The 18,116-nt window shown below is 44.8% G+C and carries 16 protein-coding genes and 1 pseudogene; 11 read left to right on the top strand and 6 right to left on the bottom strand.

Annotated elements, in window-relative coordinates:
- The first annotated feature begins 65 nt into the window (after nucleotides 1-65).
- Complete coding sequence (locus CDZ87_RS00500) at nucleotides 66-665, top strand: LysE family translocator (RefSeq protein WP_100751682.1); 600 nt, start codon at nucleotides 66-68, stop codon at nucleotides 663-665.
- A 140-nt stretch (nucleotides 666-805) separates the two neighbouring features.
- On the opposite strand, the gene CDZ87_RS00495 is transcribed toward CDZ87_RS00500, so the two are convergent.
- Nucleotides 806-1,051, bottom strand: coding sequence for a DUF3297 family protein (locus tag CDZ87_RS00495; protein ID WP_100751681.1), 246 nt, complete (start codon nucleotides 1,049-1,051; stop codon nucleotides 806-808).
- A gap of 315 nt (nucleotides 1,052-1,366) precedes the next feature.
- Here CDZ87_RS00495 and CDZ87_RS00490 point away from each other — a divergent pair, with 315 nt between their 5' ends.
- From CDZ87_RS00490 to CDZ87_RS00480, 3 genes are read left to right on the top strand one after another with little or no spacing between them, the layout of a single operon-like run.
- Entirely contained in the window at nucleotides 1,367-1,738 is a 372-nt protein-coding gene (locus CDZ87_RS00490; protein WP_038173432.1) for a GntR family transcriptional regulator, read from the top strand.
- Complete coding sequence (locus CDZ87_RS00485) at nucleotides 1,735-2,604, top strand: ABC transporter ATP-binding protein (RefSeq protein ID WP_100751680.1); 870 nt, start codon at nucleotides 1,735-1,737, stop codon at nucleotides 2,602-2,604. Before CDZ87_RS00490 ends, CDZ87_RS00485 begins: the two co-directional genes overlap by 4 nt.
- Complete coding sequence (locus CDZ87_RS00480; protein ID WP_245834608.1) at nucleotides 2,601-3,434, top strand: hypothetical protein; 834 nt, start codon at nucleotides 2,601-2,603, stop codon at nucleotides 3,432-3,434. The genes CDZ87_RS00485 and CDZ87_RS00480 overlap by 4 nt, the downstream gene beginning before the upstream one ends.
- Before the next feature lie 77 nt (nucleotides 3,435-3,511).
- Here the strand turns inward: CDZ87_RS00480 and CDZ87_RS17130 are convergent, their stop codons facing one another.
- Together CDZ87_RS17130 and CDZ87_RS00475 are read right to left on the bottom strand one after the other, a co-directional pair.
- Nucleotides 3,512-3,664, bottom strand: coding sequence for a hypothetical protein (locus tag CDZ87_RS17130; protein WP_169739001.1), 153 nt, complete (start codon nucleotides 3,662-3,664; stop codon nucleotides 3,512-3,514).
- A gap of 118 nt (nucleotides 3,665-3,782) precedes the next feature.
- Nucleotides 3,783-5,375, bottom strand: coding sequence for a bacteriohemerythrin (locus CDZ87_RS00475; RefSeq protein ID WP_100751679.1), 1,593 nt, complete (start codon nucleotides 5,373-5,375; stop codon nucleotides 3,783-3,785).
- 323 nt (nucleotides 5,376-5,698) lie between these two features.
- Here CDZ87_RS00475 and CDZ87_RS00470 point away from each other — a divergent pair.
- The 6 genes and pseudogenes from CDZ87_RS00470 to CDZ87_RS00450 all read left to right on the top strand — a co-directional run.
- Nucleotides 5,699-6,043, top strand: a pseudogene (locus CDZ87_RS00470) (glycerophosphodiester phosphodiesterase family protein); the annotation flags it as partial.
- 112 nt (nucleotides 6,044-6,155) lie between these two features.
- Complete coding sequence (locus CDZ87_RS17525) at nucleotides 6,156-6,245, top strand: DUF6500 family protein (protein WP_422641429.1); 90 nt, start codon at nucleotides 6,156-6,158, stop codon at nucleotides 6,243-6,245.
- An 88-nt stretch (nucleotides 6,246-6,333) separates the two neighbouring features.
- Nucleotides 6,334-7,065 (top strand): TrmH family RNA methyltransferase, encoded by a 732-nt coding sequence (locus CDZ87_RS00465; protein WP_100751678.1) that lies wholly within the window; start codon nucleotides 6,334-6,336, stop codon nucleotides 7,063-7,065.
- 288 nt (nucleotides 7,066-7,353) lie between these two features.
- Complete coding sequence (locus tag CDZ87_RS00460; protein ID WP_100751677.1) at nucleotides 7,354-8,889, top strand: methyl-accepting chemotaxis protein; 1,536 nt, start codon at nucleotides 7,354-7,356, stop codon at nucleotides 8,887-8,889.
- Nucleotides 8,890-8,910: 21 nt separating this feature from the next.
- Nucleotides 8,911-9,639 (top strand): transporter substrate-binding domain-containing protein, encoded by a 729-nt coding sequence (locus CDZ87_RS00455; protein ID WP_100751676.1) that lies wholly within the window; start codon nucleotides 8,911-8,913, stop codon nucleotides 9,637-9,639.
- A 411-nt stretch (nucleotides 9,640-10,050) separates the two neighbouring features.
- Nucleotides 10,051-11,871, top strand: a complete 1,821-nt coding sequence (locus tag CDZ87_RS00450) for a M4 family metallopeptidase (protein WP_100751675.1) — start codon at nucleotides 10,051-10,053, stop codon at nucleotides 11,869-11,871.
- A gap of 157 nt (nucleotides 11,872-12,028) precedes the next feature.
- Here CDZ87_RS00450 and CDZ87_RS00445 read toward each other — a convergent pair whose 3' ends face one another.
- Complete coding sequence (locus tag CDZ87_RS00445) at nucleotides 12,029-13,690, bottom strand: methyl-accepting chemotaxis protein (RefSeq protein WP_100751674.1); 1,662 nt, start codon at nucleotides 13,688-13,690, stop codon at nucleotides 12,029-12,031.
- A gap of 189 nt (nucleotides 13,691-13,879) precedes the next feature.
- Nucleotides 13,880-14,266, bottom strand: a complete 387-nt coding sequence (locus tag CDZ87_RS00440; protein ID WP_100751673.1) for a thiol-disulfide oxidoreductase DCC family protein — start codon at nucleotides 14,264-14,266, stop codon at nucleotides 13,880-13,882.
- A gap of 303 nt (nucleotides 14,267-14,569) precedes the next feature.
- Here CDZ87_RS00440 and CDZ87_RS00435 point away from each other — a divergent pair, with 303 nt between their 5' ends.
- The gene (locus tag CDZ87_RS00435; RefSeq protein ID WP_038173463.1) at nucleotides 14,570-14,926 is read left to right on the top strand and encodes a YibL family ribosome-associated protein; all 357 of its coding nucleotides are present in this window, start codon (nucleotides 14,570-14,572) and stop codon (nucleotides 14,924-14,926) included.
- A 131-nt stretch (nucleotides 14,927-15,057) separates the two neighbouring features.
- Here CDZ87_RS00435 and malT read toward each other — a convergent pair whose 3' ends face one another.
- On the bottom strand, nucleotides 15,058-17,766 hold the full coding sequence (gene malT, locus CDZ87_RS00430) for an HTH-type transcriptional regulator MalT (RefSeq protein WP_100751672.1): 2,709 nt from the start codon (nucleotides 17,764-17,766) through the stop codon (nucleotides 15,058-15,060).
- Between the last annotated feature and the right edge of the window lie 350 nt (nucleotides 17,767-18,116).

The following is an 18,116-nucleotide window of genomic DNA, read 5'->3' as shown; positions in this document are numbered from 1 at the left end:
ACTTTATTCCTGCCTAGTTAAGTAGACTGTTGTGAAATTTAAATCATAACCTTAAGAGGGAGCCAATGAGTGCTCAACTGATGACCGCGTTTCTGCTTTTTTCGATATCCATTTCAATGACGCCAGGGGCAGGCAACATTGCACTGATTGGGCTGTCCAGCCGTTACGGCTTTAGCGCGACATTGCCATTTGTATTGGGTAATGCGGCTGGTGTTATCGCTATTTTGATTGGAGCCAGCGTAGGCTTAGTCGGACTGTTTAACCTTTATCCCGACGTCTATACCTTATTAAAGTGGTTGGGTGCAGCGTACTTGCTTTATATGGCTTGGGGTATCGCTAACATGGAACTCGATGGCAACAAGGTGGTAAAAAAATCAGGCTTTACCTCCGGGGTGCTGGTGCAGATCCTCAACCCTAAAGGTTGGGTGGCTTCGCTTACGGTATTTTCTCAGTTTGTTTCACCGACCGACGATTACCTAATGCAGGTGGTGGTTATTATTAGCGTAATGGTCGTGACGGGAGTGCTTGGTATGCTCGCTTGGGCCTATTTTGGCACTATACTCAATCGGTTGGTGCAAGCACCGCATAAAATGGCCTGGGTGAACCGTGGGTTTGGCGGTAGTCTTGCGCTGGTGGCTTTATTTGTCGTCAGCCAGCCAGCGTAAACACGCTTGTTGAGTCGATTATTGAACTCGCTTTCAGCCCATAACCGCGCTATTTGGTACTGCGGTTGTGTTGCCTTTTAACTAAAAAAGCCTGCATCGTGGCAGGCTTTTTATCGTCTTGAGGGCAAGAAGCTGTCGACTTAAACGTAGTACGCTTCTACTGTTCCTTTGAGTTGGATCAGCATCGGGTTGCCGTAGCGATCTTTTGCTTTTGGCGAGGCAATTTTAACCCAGCCTTCGCTAATACAATACTCTTCAACGTCGGTGCGCTCTTTACCGTTAATACGAATACCGATCTGGTGATCGAAGCACTCTTTAACAAAGAAAGGGCTGCGAGGGTTACCCGCTAGGCGGTCTGGAAGCGCTGGTTTAGTCGTATCGTTCATATTTTGAGACCTTGAAGTCATTAAAAAAAGTGCGCCATTGTAGTCATAGCTTGGCTGGCATTCAAGTACTGGCTAGCTTCTAATTGGCGTTTCCCGCCCTATGTGATGCTGAGCATTTGCGGTTGGGCAAATGACCTGATCTCTAAGTTTATGTTGATGTCGAGATGGATCGTAGAGCTTTAAACAGCCCTTATTAATCGGAATCAACAAATGGACTCGGATCTTAAAAGATGTGTTTAGGGTTGCATTTGTCTTTAATTGCTATAGTGTTATACCTATATATAACACCAACTCGAAATCAATAGGGTATCGACCATGACAGATTGGAACGAAACACAGCCTATATTTCGTCAACTTGCTGACAGGATCATCGAGCAAATTTTGCAAGGTGTGTGGCAAGAAGGTCAGGCGTTACCGTCAGTTCGATCGGTCGCGGCAGATATGAAAATTAATCATCTTACCGTGATGAAAGGTTATCAACTGCTGGTCGACGAAGGATTGGTTGAAAAGAAACGAGGCCAAGGGATGTTCGTTGCACTGGGCGCATTAACTCAACTTAAAGCGACACAGAAGCAAGCGTTTATTGAGCAACAAATTCCATCGATAGCGAAGAAGTTGCAACAACTGGACATTCCATTAGACGAATTTATTGTGCAGTTAAAGCAGCACGTTGAGGGTGAATCATGAGTGTATTAATTGATGTTAGGCAGGTTTCTAAGCAGTATTCTGGCGGCTCTCAACAGCAAAGAGAAGCGCTAAAAGACATCAGTTTTGAATTGAAAGCAGGGCAAGTGCTTGGCTTACTCGGACATAACGGCGCTGGCAAGTCGACCTTAATTAAGAGTTTGCTTGGTGCTCACCACTATCAAGGTAAGATCAGCGTGCTTGGGCTCGAACCCGTGACGCAGCGAGCGAAAGTGATGCAGCATCTTGCTTATATTTCGGATGTTAATGTGTTGCCCGAGTGGATGACCGTTCAGCAGTTGTTGCGTTATACCTCTGGGGTACACCCGAGCTTTGACGTCAACAAAGCTAAGTCTGTGCTTGAGAAAACCGATATCAGACTAAATAGCAAAATTAAGTCGTTATCCAAAGGGATGAAAGTTCAACTCCATTTAGCCATAGTGATTTCAACCGATACTAAGGTTCTGATTCTTGATGAGCCGACCCTCGGTCTTGACTTGGTCTATCGCGATACCTTCTATCGCCATCTGCTTGAGTGGTTCCATGATGGTGAGCGCGCCTTGATCATTGCCAGCCACGAGGTGTCGGAAATTGAACACCTGTTAACTGATGTGTTGATTCTGAAGCATGGTCAGGTTGTGTTGCAGTCCGACATGGACAGCTTGGCGCAAGACTATGTGGTAGTAGAAACCAGTGATGATCATCATGCTGGGATTGAAGCTTTAAAGCCCCTGTCTCGCGAGCGAGGGCTTGGCAGTACACGTTGGCTGTTACCTGCTGCCCAGATCGAGCAGCTTGATGGCATCAGCAAAATTTACAATGTAAAACTGGCGGATCTGTTCTTAGCGCTGCAAAAGGAGGCAGTATGATGAATGCCCATGTGTCTATGCTGGAAAAAGAGTGGTTAGAGCACAAAATAATTACCCGAGCCCCTTTGGGATTGCTGGTTTGTGGCGTGTTACTGCTGCTCGCGGTGCTAATGAATTCGACCATTCAAAGTAATGTCACCTACGAGTTAACCTACGATGTTGACGGAATGGGATCGGGTTTTGAGTTGGGCCAGCAGCTTAGTCAAATGGTGTTTGGCTTTACTGGGTTGCTGTCTATCATGTTAACCACGTTTTATTTCCCCAAAACACTGCGTAAAGAGCGCCAAGAGGGCAGCGTGATGTTTTGGCGCAGTATGCCAGTGTCTGACTTAACAACTCATTCGATTAAACTGGTATTTGGCTTACTGGTGACCCCAGTCATATGCTCGATACTCGTGATCAGCGCGGATCTATTGATGTGGTTAGTTAATGTGATGATGGCGCAGAAATTCCCACTATTTTTCACTGGTGAATCAATTCTCTACGTGTTGACGCATTGGGTCGAATTTATTGGCAGAATGTGGTTAGTTGGTGTAGTCCTTGCGCCCGTGGCGATGCTGGCGATGGCAATTTCACAAAAGGTTCATTCGCCACTCTTGGTTATGCTGATAGGTTTTTATGTGATCAAGTTGTTTTCAGATAGTCTGCTAGGGACTTCTGTTGTCGGTGACTTTCTTATCGAGGTCACTATGTTGCCGTTAGACGTGCTTCTGGCCGATAACCCATTCATCGCGATGAGCAATATTGGTTTGATTAGCCTTGTGGTGTATTTCTTACTTGGAGCGATCGGACTACTGGCGAGCTTGAGATTAAGCCGCGTTGTCGATTAGACGATAACCAACAAAAAAAGGTAGCGAGATCGCTCGCTACCTTTTTAATCAAGTGACAAATTTAATCAAGTGACAAATTAAGCTTTCTTTAGGTCTTTTGCAGGGTAAGTGAGTTGCATACCGTCTACTTTGACGTGGACATAGTTACCGCCGCCGCTTAAGCCAGTGACGACCATTTTACCTAAATCAACGCCTTTTGTTGCGACAACAATATCATCGATTGCAAACATGGTTGCTCCTCCTTATGAACAGATTCAACGGATTTTTCGGAGCGGATTAAAGCAATAACGATGTGTCTTGACCAATCAAGTTTTTTATTGACATGACAAAAAAATCTCATGGCAAGGCTTAGTTTAACTGGTTATCTTTAAAGCTTTGTACGTAAGCTTTATCTTCTTTCATGATGTGCTGCACAAGCCAGTTTTTCAAAAAGGCCATCAGCTCGTCGCCAATCTCTTCACCTTTTTCTACTCGAGCTTGAAAGTCCAGTACTTGCTTGACGAGACTATGATGCTTATCGATGTGTTGTTGAGTTTGTTTATAGTCAATTTGCTCGAACAAGATCTCTTCGTATTTAAAGTGGTTGGCCGTATAGTCAATTAAACCTTGTACGACTCGCTTAATCGAAGCTAAGCCATAGTTGTGGTTGAGTAAGTGGTACAACTCGTTGATGAGATGCACCAAGGTTTGATGTTGGCGATTGATCTCGTCCAGACCAATATCCAGTTGGCTGTTCCACTCCATCAGTTTGTCTCGTTTGGCTTCCTCTGCTTCTATTTGCTTGCTGTCTGTGGCAAAGCGGTGCAGTAATGAATCTATCTCACCCGATAAGTTGCGCACGGTAATGCTGGCAATCAACGTTTCTTGAGTGGCACGGACGTTGTTCTCGGATTCGCTCGCAATCAACTGCAAGCATTCATCCAAGCTCAATGTTTGACCCAATTGTTGTTCCGATGAAGTGGCGATCTGCTGACCATATTGGCGTACTTGATCGATTTGAAGGTCGAGCTCTGCAAAGGTATGTTCAGCGGTAGAGGCTATCTCTAATGATTTGGTCATGCTCGATTTATTTTCTTGCATGGTATTCATGACATCATCAGTCTTGGCTTGTAGGTTGGATATTTTACCGCGTATCTCTTCGGTGGCTTGCTGAGTTCGCATGGCTAAAGAGCGAACCTCATCAGCGACCACGGCAAAGCCTCGTCCTTGCTCACCTGCTCGAGCACTTTCGATCGCAGCGTTTAGAGCCAACAGGTTGGTTTGTTCAGCAATACTACTAATGGTCTCCATCACTTGGCTAATTTGTGCGGTCTCTTCCATCAGAGATTGGAAGTGTTGGTTGGAATTATCAATATGTTGATTGGCGGTATCTAGGGCCTGTTCAAGCGCACGCATATCTTGAGTGCCTTGGTCGGCTTTTGCTTTGGCTTGATTGGCTAAGGTCGCGGTTGACTCACAGTAGTCCGAGACATTCTTAGTGATGTCAGACAGTTGGCTAATGATCTCTTTGGCAGTATCAACATCGCGTTTTTGTCCGATCGCCCCTTTTTTTGATAACGCGGAGTCTTCTTGCACAGTGTCAGCGACTTCGACCAGTCGCGCTGTCGATTTTCTTAAGGCGTGGACGGTGAGCGAAATGTCTTCGCCGATACGATTAAAGGTCTTGAGTAAAGGAGCATTGACTGGCGCTTGCCCGGCAATGCGCACAGTGAGATCACCTTCAGAAAGAAACTTAGCCGCGCTGCTGAATTTGCTCAATAAGCCGTTCATCGAATGAATCAGTATCACAACAATAAGGTGATAAAGCACTAATAAAGTAATCCAGCCCCACCACTGTTGGACTAACAGCTGATAGGCGATAGGTGAAATCAGTACCGTTAACAATAATGACCACTGCATAGAGGAAAGTTGATTCAGCTTCGCCAGTAGCGTTGTAAACATATTCCTACTCCTTAGTGGATAATCAGTACATTGCTCCATTAAAGATAGACCAACGGCCAAATTTGAATTGAACTTATTACGCAAATATTGAACCAACTCGTGCTTAACACGATATGCGTCTATTTGGCGAATCATAGTGTTGGCGAATCATAGTGGCCTCGAAAGTGTGCTTGAATCCAACCCGCTGCACAGCGACGATTTCTAACCATCTATGCCACAGATCTGCCATTTACACCTTTATTAATAAAATGTAGTGATGTTTCATTGGTGTTGTTGATTAATTGCTACTTAAAGTCGTATGGTGTTGAGTGAAAGAGAAAGATATCGCCTCCCTCGAGAATATGAAAGATCTACACAAGCAGGGGGTTAACATTATCTCTCCTCCTCTCTACGCCCTGATTGAACTCGATGACAACAAGATAGTTGAATCCAATTACGCTAAGCTCGCCAAGCAAGCCGATCTTGACATTATTGCTTGGACGCTAGAACGTTCAGGCCCTTTAGCGCAAGGTGGCGGTTGGTATTATCAATCGGTGACCGAGCAAATCAAACGTGATGGCGACATGATGAAAGTGCTTGATGTACTGGCAAAAGAGGTCGGTGTAATAGGTGTATTCAGTGATTGGCCATCAACAGTGACGTACTATGCAAACTGTATGGACATTTAAGTTTTAGACGACGTCAATAAGCAACTGAAAGGGCCGCAAGGTCCTTTTTTTGTCTTTATTTTCACAGGACACAAATGACCCAAATAAAATTGAGTGAGCTGACTGAAGCTTGGTGATTACAGAGCGTTGGATTGAGACCCATCAACTGGATCACTTCGAAAAGGCTGTCAAAATAATCGATATGGTTCGATCTGGCCGGTAGTTCTATGTCTGTGCCTCTTTAGCTCTGCGGGGCTTTACTTTATAATTGCCGCGCTTTAATTTGCCAGCCCTCATACCGTGGACATATTATGATTTCGAAAAACCAACTCAAATTACTTCGTGCTTTAGGCCAAAAGAAACAGCGTAAGACGCAGGGTTTATTCTTAGTCCAAGGCGAGAAAAACGTTCTTGAACTGGTGAATAGTCCCCTCACGGTAAAGCAAATTTTTGCCACCACAGAATTTTTAGCCGAGCACCGCCCATTGCTTCCCTTTGAGTGTATTGAAGCGTCTTTGGATGAGTTGACCAAAGCCAGTACGTTAGTCAGCAACAATGCGGCGATTGCCGTGGTGGCAATACCTCAGATTGAAGTACCAAAAGCGCAAGGTTTGATGATTGCATTGGATGGGGTTTCTGACCCTGGTAATTTAGGTACTATTATCCGTGTTGCAGATTGGTATGGCATTAAGCATATCGTCGCCAGTTCTGACTGTGCCGACCCATATAATCCTAAGACGATCAGCGCTACCATGGGCAGCTTTGGCAGAGTGACGGTCAGTCAGTTGGATTTACCTGCTTACCTGCAACAGACAGGGCTACCGGTTTACGGGGCGTTCCTTGAAGGTGAAAGCGTACATAAAACGCAATTTGCTGCCGAAGGTATCTTGCTGATGGGTAGTGAGTCGCATGGTGTTCGTCAATCAGCGGCTCAATATGTTACCGATAAAATTACCATTCCAGCCTTTGGTGGCGCAGAGTCTCTTAATGTCGCGATGGCGACTGGGATCATCCTCGACAATATGCGTCGTCAAAACGGCTAATCGTGTCTTGGACCTGCTCGTGAATAAGTACTGCGGCTTAGTCTTAAGCAACTCGCGGTACTTGTCGCGGAGCAGGAAAGCACATTTGCCTATATTGATGCGATTACACTCGATAATCAATCTCTGCTCAATAAATACCAACATTCATCAGAACGATAAACCTCATCCTCCCTTTCTTAAAAATGCAATATTAAGTGTGACTTAAATTCCATTAAATACTTTTGTTGATTATTTATCAGTCAATAACTACCTTTTTATTATCGGTCTTAAAAATTAAAGGGATCAGTTTTGAAAAGTTTAAAATTAGTCTTTCTTGTCCAAGTGATTATCGCGCTAACTTTTGTATTGCTGATTTCTGCATTTATCAAGTATCAAGGTTTTAAAGAAGACTTGACGTCAGAGCTACAACAATCGGTAGAAAATACCACTCAGCGCATGATGATTAGTTTACCTAAATCGGTTTGGGACTTCGATTTAGAGTCAGCCAGGGTGTCCATTTCAGCCGAACTTAAGCTCCCGGAAATATCGGCGATTCGGTTGATTGATAATGAGGGCAGTGATCTACTATTCCTTGCACAAAACAGCACTAGCCAAGAGCGTGAAACTATTGATGTTGAGAACAAGGGCGCTTATTCAATCGATAATAGTATCAAGGCGAATCTCACTTTTGTTGAATACGGAGAAGAGAATGCGGTTGGTAGTGTTGTGGTTTACTTTGATACCCATGCTTTAGACACTAAGCTCGCTGACTCGCTTAAAACTAGCATCATTGAGCTGATTGTACTCGATATCGTCTTATCTGTGGTGATTGTTGTTGTACTATCGATGACGGTAATTCGACCAATAGCACAACTTACTGAGGTAATTAAAAATCTAGCATCTGGTAATGGCGATTTAACCAATAAACTTGCACCAGCCAAATACCGAGAGTTTAATGCCATTACGGAAGGGATTAACAGCTTCACTGAGTCTTTAAGGCAGATAGTACAAGATGTCAATTTATCTTCCGAAGCGTTGGGCGAGAAAGCATCGGCCAACGGTTCAACCGCACGGGTAAATGCTGAAAAATTAGAGATGCAAAAGCATCAGCTTACCACCGTAGCCGCTGCAGCCACTGAGTTGAATCAATCGGTTTCTACCGTGGCTGACACCGCAGCAGAAACAGCGCAGCAAGCTCACACTGCGACGACTTTGGCTTTGGATGTAAACCAATCGATTGAACACTCCGCCAATGAAATCATCAACATGCGTGAAGAGATGAATCACGTCAATGCAGAAATGCACATCTTGATTGAGGAGGGGGAAAAAATAACGACAGTACTGAATGTCATCAATGATATTTCTGAGCAAACGAACTTGTTAGCACTGAATGCCGCCATTGAGGCTGCAAGGGCTGGGGACCAAGGGCGTGGGTTTGCGGTTGTGGCTGATGAAGTGCGTAACCTTGCGGTGAAAACCAGCCAGTCGACTGAACAGATTCAAAAAAACATTGTAGCGCTTGGTGGGGCAACCAAATCCGTTGAAGATGAGTTAACTCGTATTGCTACGCTTCTTGAGCAGACTGCCTCTCGAGTGAGTGAATCGCAAGTGTCGGTCAATGAGGTCCAGAATCTCATTAGCGTTATTTCCGATAGAAGCGGCCAAATCTCGCAAGCGACAGATGAGCAACGAATGGCTGTGGAAGAGATAAGTCAAGCAATTGTTGAAGCGTCGGAAGCGACCAATGATGTTTCATCTGGTGCGACGACTAATGCGAAACGGACGGAAGAAGTACTCAGTTTAAGCCAGAATATCGCCAACCATATGGCGAAATTTCGAACTTAGCCATTCAATAGAGGATACGTTATGAGAAGTTTATTGATATTAGTGTTTGGGGCCTTTATTACATTCCTAGCTCAAGCGGCAACCATTACGGCCGCACAAGACCCATGGGCGCCCTTTGTTCAAAAAGATAAAGCTAACCCAGGTGTTTCAGTAGAAATTCTAACTGAAGCGTTGAAGTCTCAGGGACACCAGCTCGATTTCAAAATTATGCCTTGGGCTCGAGCATTAAACGAGGTAAAAGAGGGACGAGTCGATGTGTTAGTGGCGACGTGGTATACCACCGAAAGAACTTCGTTTTTAAGTTACAGTGATCCTTACTTGGAAAACTCACTCAAGTTCATTAAACGCGCAGGCGATAGTTTTGAATACAATGGCATGGATAGTTTAAACGGGAAAACGGTCGGGATTGTCCGCGATTATGGTTATGGTGATATGTTTTTAGGGGCGAGTAACTTTAACAAGCCTGAAGCGAATGATTTGGTCGGTAACGCTAAGAAGTTGTTAGCGAAACGCATTGACTTAACTCTAGAAGACGAGTTGGTTGCAAAATCAACCCTGTCTGGGGCAGGCATGAATCTCAGTGACTTCGAGTTTACCGACAATGCCTTATCCGTTAATTCGCTCCATATCACTTCCGGGTTAGCTAACCCAAATCATCAGATGTACATCGATGCGTTTAATAAAGGCTTAGCGGAAATCAAAACAAACGGCACCTTTGATAAAATACTGGTTAAATATGGCATAAAATGATTCGTTGCCCTCAATATTAATTGACAACGCTCTCACTGGTGGGAGCGTTTGTTGGTTTTTGAACATTCAATTCGCTTGATTATTGCGTACTGCCAATCTGTAATTGAAAACTAAACGTTTGATTTAGATCTCAGCATTATTGATGATAAAACGGTGTCAAAAAAATACCACGCAACTTTATCAATAGCATCTAACCTGCTGCTTTTTAATGACCAAAACTTGTCTAGTTACCTTACCATGTCTTAATGTTAGCCATTTATGTAAATTAAGAATGACATTCTGTATAAAGTATTTCTACGGCTTAGTTGTTCGTTTTCGATATTATCTTCCATGTTAATGGAGCGATGTGTCGCATTATGCTTCCTATGAAGTGGTTGGGAAGAAGGAGTTTCATAATTACAGGATTGAATAATGAACCAACAACGTCAATTAAGCTGGATGATTTCAGCGATTCTAGGTACGTCTTTCACTGTCACGGCTAATGCTGCAGAAATGGTCCAGGTCAACGATAGTGCGCTATTACAACAAAGTTTACAGGCGCAATCGAACAGCGTGGTTCCAGTAGAAACGGGGTTTACTGAGGTTAAACGAGTTGTCCTACCCAATGGCAAAACCAAAGTTCGCTACCAACAGACCCACCATGGGGTCCCTGTTTTTGACACCTCAGTGGTTGCAACGTTGAGTAAAGAGCAGTTCAGTCAAGTGTTCGGCACAATGGCGCAGGGTATCAGTGCGGATGTCACAACCCTCACCCCCTCACTTGATCACAAACAAGCGATTGCGGTTGCGGTGAGTGATTATCAAGCACAATCATTGAGTGCGGATAGAGTAGAAAATCAAAACGCCAAATTGATGGTAAGGCTCGACCAAAATCAAACCGCTCAGATGGTCTATATGGTCGACTTCTTTGTCGCGGCAGAAAAGCCGGAACGCCCGTTTTACTTTATTGATGCCATGACAGGTGGGGTGATTGAGCATTGGGATGGTCTTAATCATGCAGACGCGTCAGGCACAGGGCCTGGAGGTAATCTTAAAACGAGTCGATATGATTACGGCACTAACTATCCAGGCTTTCTCGTCAATAAAACCGGTACGACCTGTACCATGAATAACAGTGCAGTAAAAACGGTTAACTTGAACAATGGCACTTCGGGAAGTTCTGCATTCAGTTATGATTGTCCTGATGAGACCAATTACAATGATTACCAGTATGTCAACGGTGCGTATTCGCCGCTCAATGATGCGCATTACTTTGGTAAAGTTGTATTTGACATGTACCAAGATTGGATGGATACCTCACCGTTGTCATTCCAGTTAACCATGCGAGTTCATTACAGCACTAACTATGAAAATGCTTTTTGGAATGGCTCATCAATGACATTTGGTGACGGTAAAGATACTTTTTACCCATTGGTCGATATCAATGTCAGCGCTCATGAGGTAAGCCACGGTTTCACTGAGCAAAACTCGGGTTTGGTATATAAAAACATGTCAGGTGGTATGAACGAAGCGTTCTCTGATATTGCTGGTGAAGCGGCAGAATACTACATGAAAGGATCCGTTGACTGGGTTGTCGGGGCGGACATTTTCAAATCTGAAGGTGGCTTGCGTTACTTCGACCAACCATCAAAAGATGGCCGCTCAATCGATCATGCCTCTCAGTACTATAGCGGCTTAAATGTGCATTACTCGAGCGGTGTCTACAACCGAGCCTTTTATTTGCTCGCGAATAAATCGGGTTGGGGGGTACGCAAAGGCTTCGAAATCTTTACCTTGGCAAATCAACTATATTGGACACCAAACAGTACCTTTGATGCGGGCGCATGTGGCGTCGTCAAGGCTGCGCAAGACTTCGGCTATAACGTTGTCGATGTTAAAGACGCCTTTAATACTGTCGGTGTTAACGCAAACTGTGATGTCACCACTCCAGGTTCTGTACTTAAACAAGGAGTCCCTGTGACAAATCTAAGTGGTAATCGCGGCAGTGAAAATTTCTATACCTTTACGGTTGATCGTGCTGCTAATCTTATCGTCTCGATTGCAGGTGGTTCGGGAGATGCGGACTTGTATGTGAAAGCAGGCAGCAAACCAACAACCAACCGTTTTGATTGTCGTCCATACCGCAGTGGTAATACTGAGCAGTGCAGTGTTGTGGCACAAAGTGGTGTTACGTATCACGTCATGCTCCGCGCCTACAACAACTATTCCGGTTTAACACTGCGCTTAGATTAACTCAAGGTTAAGGGCATCTCAGGATGCCTTTGTTGCGCGACTTAGTATCGTTCGAGAGTGTTGCAGTACATAGTCACGGTATAGACTTATCTTTTGAGTCGACACAACAATAAGCCCGCTTTTTCTAGCGGGCTTATTTATTCTAGCAATGTAGTGTTTACACTTTAAAACGATCAACGAGCTCGTAGAGTTCATTCGCTCTTTGGTTAAGCTCTTGGCTACCAGCGCGGTTTTCATTGGCAAGTTCTGCCGATCGCAAACTTTGGTCTGAAATGATCACCACGCGTTGAGAAATTTCTTGACCAACCAAACTCTGTTCTTCAGTTGCGGTTGCGATTAACGAGTTCATATCCATAATAGTGCCGATCGATTCTTGAATTTTAACCAACGCTCTTGCCGCTGAGTTTGCTTCTTCAACCGTGGTTTCGCCCCGTTTTTGGCTTGATTCCATCGCTTTCACTGCATCGTCAGAGGCGGCTTTGAGCTGTTCAATCATCTGGTGAATTTCACCAGTGCTGTCTTGTGTTCGGCTAGCCAGCTTACGGACTTCATCGGCAACGACCGCAAATCCACGACCTTGCTCACCTGCCCTTGCCGCCTCAATCGCGGCGTTTAATGCCAGTAGGTTAGTTTGCTCGGCAATATCCTGAATCACTGCCAGAGACGATGAAATATTTTGTACGTCACCCTCTAGGCGAGAAACAACGCCATTCGCTTGCGAGACTTCTTGTGCTAAGGCTTCGACTGACTGAGCCGCAGAGTTCACGATGTTTTGTGCTTCCTTAGCGTTATCGTCCGCCTGTTTAGCTGATTCTGCTGCTTGGCTGGCGTTGTTTGAAATCTCACTTGCTGTGGTGGTCATTTCAGTCATCGCAGTGGCGACTTGCTCTGTTTCCTCTCGCTGGCCAGAAGCCAGTTCATCCACTTTTGCTGCGCGTGCCGACATATCGGTTGTTTCAGACACCACTTGTTGACCTACATTACTAACACTGCCAATAATGGTTTGTAGGCTGGCGACAAAGGCATTGAAATTGCTACTTAGTTTAGAGAACTCCGGCGCTTTAAAATCTTCCATACGGGCGGTTAGGTCGGCATCACCGCTGGCAAAAGAGCTGATGGACTTATCGAACAGCTCGATCGGCTTCATAATGGTACGGTTAACCGCAACCGCGAACGCAGCGACAAGAATGGCTATAACAATACAGAAAAGCACAATCGTTGAAAGTGTAGCTTGCAGAGCGCTGGTTGTGGAGCGTTCCATTTCGGCAATAATTGCATCGATATCATCAGTATAAAAACCGGTCCCAAGTATGACATCCCACTCTGGTATGAAGACCGAATAGGCTAATTTAGGCAGTGCTTGTGTTTGCCCCGGCTTGGGAAAGTAATAAGTGGTAAAATTGCCGGTTTTGGCGTTGCGAACCAAATCTTGAATAAACCTATTGCCCTGTCTGTCCTGTAGCTCCCAGAAGTTGTCACCGAGCCCTTTGTCGCTTTTTCCTAGAGCAACGCGGACACCTTTTGAGTTGTAACCGAACACATAGCCAGACTCTCCATATTCGATAGCTTTTAAGGTTGGTAGAGCCTCTTCAAACGAAGCGCCACGCTGTAGGAAAGGGGTGATAGCGGATTTGGCCATTTGAATGTAGTTTTTTAGTTCCTCTTTCTTCATATTCATCATATTTGAACGAGTAACTTCGATTTGTTGAGCGTTGAGCTCGTTGGTTTTGAGGTAAGTGACCCCCAGCATACCTAAAGTGATCACAAGCAGCGGAACGAGAGCCAAAATATAAAGGCGGGTACGAATAGAAAAGCTCATACAAACATCCTGTTAGTAGCTAGTAGCGTATAAGGGCTTCGCGCCGGGAATAGATACTCACCAGACAGCCATATAATTGGATTTATCTTAATAGACACAAAGTTGTCTATTAAGAATAGCTAATGTATCGACGAATGACTGTGAGTTTTGAGAGTATTTTTATGTTTCGTGACTGAACATGACTAATATCTAGCGAGAACATTGACCGCCTTCACATTTACTTTTACCTGTCAGCAGCTTAGACCATCGATAACGATTGCGTGCAAACTTGAGGTAAGCCCAGTCGGCTAGTGGTTTGACCAAGGACCAGCGCAATGGTGCGTATAGCCAGCCTTTTCCGACCAGTTTCCAAGCATAATAAGTTACATCAAGCCCAAGTAATAACTGACCATCTTGTTTTAATCCATGCAGAATTTGCCCTGCACGGTATTTATCGATAGCAGGGTAGAACTGCATATCATTGCTCTGGGTGTCAACCAGCTTAATGGCGTGGTTTTTGTCATGACGATGTAGCGAGTCCATCTCTTTAACGCAAAGCGGACAAAGACCGTCGTAGAAAATTGTTAGTTTTATCATCGTTACTCCTTTGCCATTTTTACGCATTAATCAAAACTATTGATCAGTGACAGGCGTTTTAAGTAATGATGCCAACTGTTTGCCACGGTTGCGCCGTTTCACTCTATTCAATCATCATTACTGCCACGAAGTGGTCGATGGCATTCATCGATTTTATCGTGACACAAAAGTGGCTATATTGCTGGTTGGTTGCGATAAAAGCCCAGCCACGCTAACCTGACTATAGTTGATGATAATTAGGGAAGTGTCAGCAAGCTTATGCTACACTCGCCGACCTTTTCTGTTTCCAATAAGAGTAAAACCATGAGCCTTAAGCAAGAATTACAAAACCTACATAATCGCATTGATACTTGTCAGCGCAAATTGGAGGCTGCCAAAGGTCGTGGTGATCAGGACATGATCAGCAAATTTACTGACGAAATAGAAAAGCTCAACAAAAAAGCCAGTGCCATGAAGCATAAACAGAACTATGACATCAGCAAAGAGGGTAAAACTCTGACTGATATGCCATTTTCTCGTCCAATTACCAAAGCTGAACAAGCGGATATGGGCAAGTTGAAAAAATCGGTTAAAGGGTTAGTGGTTGTACACCCAACGACTAAACTTGGCAAAGAGCTGAAGCTTGAAGCGATGACAGGTTACGCTCCGAAGAAGTTCTAATCGAGACAAGATTTAAAAAAGCGCCAGTTAGGCGCTTTTTTACGTTTTAGGTACGTGTATTTCTGATGATTGAGCAAAAGCCCAAGCGTAGAGCCGTGCGCTTAGAGTGCTGTCTTGATGACGGCGAGCGGTTAATAGCCCATCAGTTGCAGTAAGTTTTCTGCAGTTTTAATCGCTTCTTTGCGGTTGGCGATATTGAGTTTTTGATACAGATTACGAATATGCGTTTTGATCGTAGTGCCGGCGACATCTAACTCTTGGGCGATCTGCTCGTTACTAAAACCAGAATAGATAAGGCCCAGTACTTGCCATTCGCGTTGAGTCAGCGGGCTGGTGCGTACCAGCTCAGGAATATTGGGATGATTGACTAGTTTTTCGACAAACTCTTCATCAAAGTGGATAGAGCTGCTGCGTTGAGTGGTTGAAATGTCTTTGAGTAGTTGCTGAGCGCGGTGGCGCTCTAGATCACCCAGTTCATTCTTGTTGTTGAGTTTCTCAAGAATGTGACCAATTTTGGCACCATCGACTAAGAAATTACCCAGCATTCCCGTTTGATTGGTCAGTTCGAGCGCTTGCTTGAGCGCTTGGTGTGCTCGTTCTTCATCGTGTTCGGAAATCGCCAACACTGCTTGAACAATCAAGTTGCGATTCTTGTCGGTCAGTAGTTCGTTCTCTTGTGTTTGTTGCTGAATAAAGTCTAACGTGTCGTGCGCTTGTTTAAAGAGGCCTAATGCAATCTGTGCGCGCGCGATGTTGCGCCACTGCAGTTGAGTGAAGTGGTTGCAAGCTTGCTCTGGTCGAACTGTGGTTTCTAGCCATTGCGCGATCGAGTCGAGATCGCCGCGAGTCTGCCAGAATAATATCAGTGATAATGACGCATTCGCTGTCCAATCGACATGATAGGTCGATTGTTTGAGAAGGTGGATAATCTGGTCGATAAACTTACCGGCTTTGTCTATCTCGCCGCGTCCAATCGCAATACGCGCTAACATCGAATAACTATGTAAGTGCTTACTTGGGCTATGATTACCCAGCACATCAAGTCCCTTATAAGCGCACTCTTCTGCCTCTTCAAGGCGGTTCCAACACCACAGAATTTGCGCACGCACCCGTAGTACGAATTCATGCAGTGGCACTTGATGAAGTTGTTGTTCTTCAATCAACTTAAAGGCATTGTCCTGCACTTCATACGCCGCTTGTACATAGCCTTGGGCAATTAAGATTTCGCTTTGCTGCAGCATTGCCCATAATGCCTGATGATAGACCTGATATTGACGTGCTAATTTTTCAGTTTGCTGCATCATAGGTAACGCACGACTGAGGTGGCCAAGTACGTGGTTAACTTCACCAACCACAGAGGTCGCGACAATGCGGCTCCGGTAGACGGTGGAATCAAGTTGGCTCAATGCCAATTCCGCTAGCTCAAGTGCTTTTTCAGGTTGATTTTTATTGATGGCGACCTGAGCGCGTAACGCATTAAATTCCCCTTGTTCTTTTGCGCTTAACACTACATTAAGCTTGGCCATTTGCTCGTCAGTTTTGGCCAGAAGATCGCCGACATCATTGTATCTATGCTGACTTTGTGCCAGCCAAGCTTGTAACATGCACAGCTTAGACTCGCTATAAAGTTGCTCAGAGGTCAGAGAGTTAATCGCTTTCTCTAATGTCTGTAGCTCACCGCTGTTAAACATCTTCCAACCATATTGACTAAGAATATCCGCAGTTAACTGGCTGTCTCTGGCTTCTTGCGCATGATGCAGTGCTTGATGGGGCGAAGATAAAGTCAGCCAAGCGTTGGCGGCTTTGCGATGCAAGGCTTTTTCTTGACGTGGAATGCGCGCCGTACGTTCATGCGCTAAAAATTCTGCAAACAGATTGTGGAAGCGGTACCAGTTTTGCTCTCCTTCCAGTGGATGAATAAACAGGCCGAAGCGGTTGAGAGATTCAATCATACTCAGAGCGTCTTCGCGTTCGGTCAATTCAGACACCAGATGATCGTTAAAGTGGTCAAGTACCGAACATTGCAGTAAAAATTGGCGAGTCTCTTGATCAAGTAAGTCAAACACCTCTTCAACCAAATAGTCCCACAGATGAGCGTGATTAAACTGTGAAAAAGATTCCGCCGATTGGGCTAAGGTTTTATGCTGATGTTGAGCTTGCAGGGCGATGAGTTGCAGCGCTGACGGCCAGCCTTCAACGTAGTTACGTAAATTGTTGGCTGTGGTGTCATCAATACCATCGCTCACTCGTTGATTAAAGAATCGTGTCGTTTCTTCGGTATCGAACGCCAGTAATTCATCCCCAATTTCGATCATCAAATCACGTACGCGTAAGTTGGCGGTGCCAAGTGGTGGCGATGCCCGGCTCGTGACAACTAGGGTCAAGTTATCTGGCATATGCTTAAGGAAAAAGCGCATCGCCTCGTGAATGTCATCATCAGCAATAAGGTGGTAATCATCGAGCACCAAATAACACTCTTGATGAAAGTTGGACATCTCAGTGAACACTTCACCAAACAGCGAATGAAGCGATGAAAATTGACGCTTTTCAGCCAGTTTCTGTGAGTTTGGGCAGCTGTCATCGGTGGCTTTGTTCAGGGCTTGGAGTAAATAATTCATAAAGCGGAATGAATCATTATCGCTGTCATCAAGACTGTACCAACCGACATGAGGTTTGTCAGACAACCATTGAGCGGCCATCGTGGTTTTGCCATAACCTGCTGGGGAACGTAGCAGTACCAATTTGTAAAAAGGCGCTTGCTGAAGTAAATCTAGTACTCTTGGCCTGACAATAGCGTTATGCAGTCGGCCAGGGCGCGTCAATTTCGAAGGAATCCACATCTTCTTAATCCCTATAATATTGTCCTACTGGTTACGGCTAACACGGTGGAGAGGCTAGCGATAACATAAAGCACAAGTATTCATTTTTGCTTATTGGCAAGAATATTACTGGAGATTGAATTCGACCGTTATTGATCAGAGGTAGGTTTCTCGTATGTTTCACAGTTCGCCCTCTTCTACGCCCCATATTTGTGATTATGGTCACTAAACGCCTATCTGCGAAGTGTGTCTTGGCTCTATCTCTGCACAGGAAATAGTGAAATTTGCAGTTAAAGGGAAAACAATATGTGATCCGATAGACAGTTTTGTCAAATACATACTCCCCGCTACATGTATCTTTAATACAGCAA

The organism is Vibrio salilacus (assembly GCF_002811245.1).
GTDB classification, from domain to species: domain Bacteria; phylum Pseudomonadota; class Gammaproteobacteria; order Enterobacterales; family Vibrionaceae; genus Vibrio; species Vibrio salilacus.
The sequence above is the reverse complement of the archived record's forward strand: the minus strand, read 5'-3'. Positions and strand labels throughout refer to the sequence as shown.

Excerpts from the sequence above, each read along its gene's own strand:
- CDZ87_RS00500 (WP_100751682.1), top strand. The coding sequence starts at position 66 with ATGAGTGCTCAACTGATGACCGCGTTTCTGCTTTTTTCGATATCCATT.
- CDZ87_RS00495 (WP_100751681.1), bottom strand. The coding sequence starts at position 1,051 with ATGAACGATACGACTAAACCAGCGCTTCCAGACCGCCTAGCGGGTAAC.
- CDZ87_RS00490 (WP_038173432.1), top strand. The coding sequence starts at position 1,367 with ATGACAGATTGGAACGAAACACAGCCTATATTTCGTCAACTTGCTGAC.
- CDZ87_RS00485 (WP_100751680.1), top strand. The coding sequence starts at position 1,735 with ATGAGTGTATTAATTGATGTTAGGCAGGTTTCTAAGCAGTATTCTGGC.
- CDZ87_RS00480 (WP_245834608.1), top strand. The coding sequence starts at position 2,601 with ATGATGAATGCCCATGTGTCTATGCTGGAAAAAGAGTGGTTAGAGCAC.
- CDZ87_RS17130 (WP_169739001.1), bottom strand. The coding sequence starts at position 3,664 with ATGTTTGCAATCGATGATATTGTTGTCGCAACAAAAGGCGTTGATTTA.
- CDZ87_RS00475 (WP_100751679.1), bottom strand. The coding sequence starts at position 5,375 with ATGTTTACAACGCTACTGGCGAAGCTGAATCAACTTTCCTCTATGCAG.
- CDZ87_RS00465 (WP_100751678.1), top strand. The coding sequence starts at position 6,334 with ATGATTTCGAAAAACCAACTCAAATTACTTCGTGCTTTAGGCCAAAAG.
- CDZ87_RS00455 (WP_100751676.1), top strand. The coding sequence starts at position 8,911 with ATGAGAAGTTTATTGATATTAGTGTTTGGGGCCTTTATTACATTCCTA.
- CDZ87_RS00450 (WP_100751675.1), top strand. The coding sequence starts at position 10,051 with ATGAACCAACAACGTCAATTAAGCTGGATGATTTCAGCGATTCTAGGT.
- CDZ87_RS00445 (WP_100751674.1), bottom strand. The coding sequence starts at position 13,690 with ATGAGCTTTTCTATTCGTACCCGCCTTTATATTTTGGCTCTCGTTCCG.
- CDZ87_RS00440 (WP_100751673.1), bottom strand. The coding sequence starts at position 14,266 with ATGATAAAACTAACAATTTTCTACGACGGTCTTTGTCCGCTTTGCGTT.
- CDZ87_RS00435 (WP_038173463.1), top strand. The coding sequence starts at position 14,570 with ATGAGCCTTAAGCAAGAATTACAAAACCTACATAATCGCATTGATACT.
- malT (WP_100751672.1), bottom strand. The coding sequence starts at position 17,766 with ATGTGGATTCCTTCGAAATTGACGCGCCCTGGCCGACTGCATAACGCT.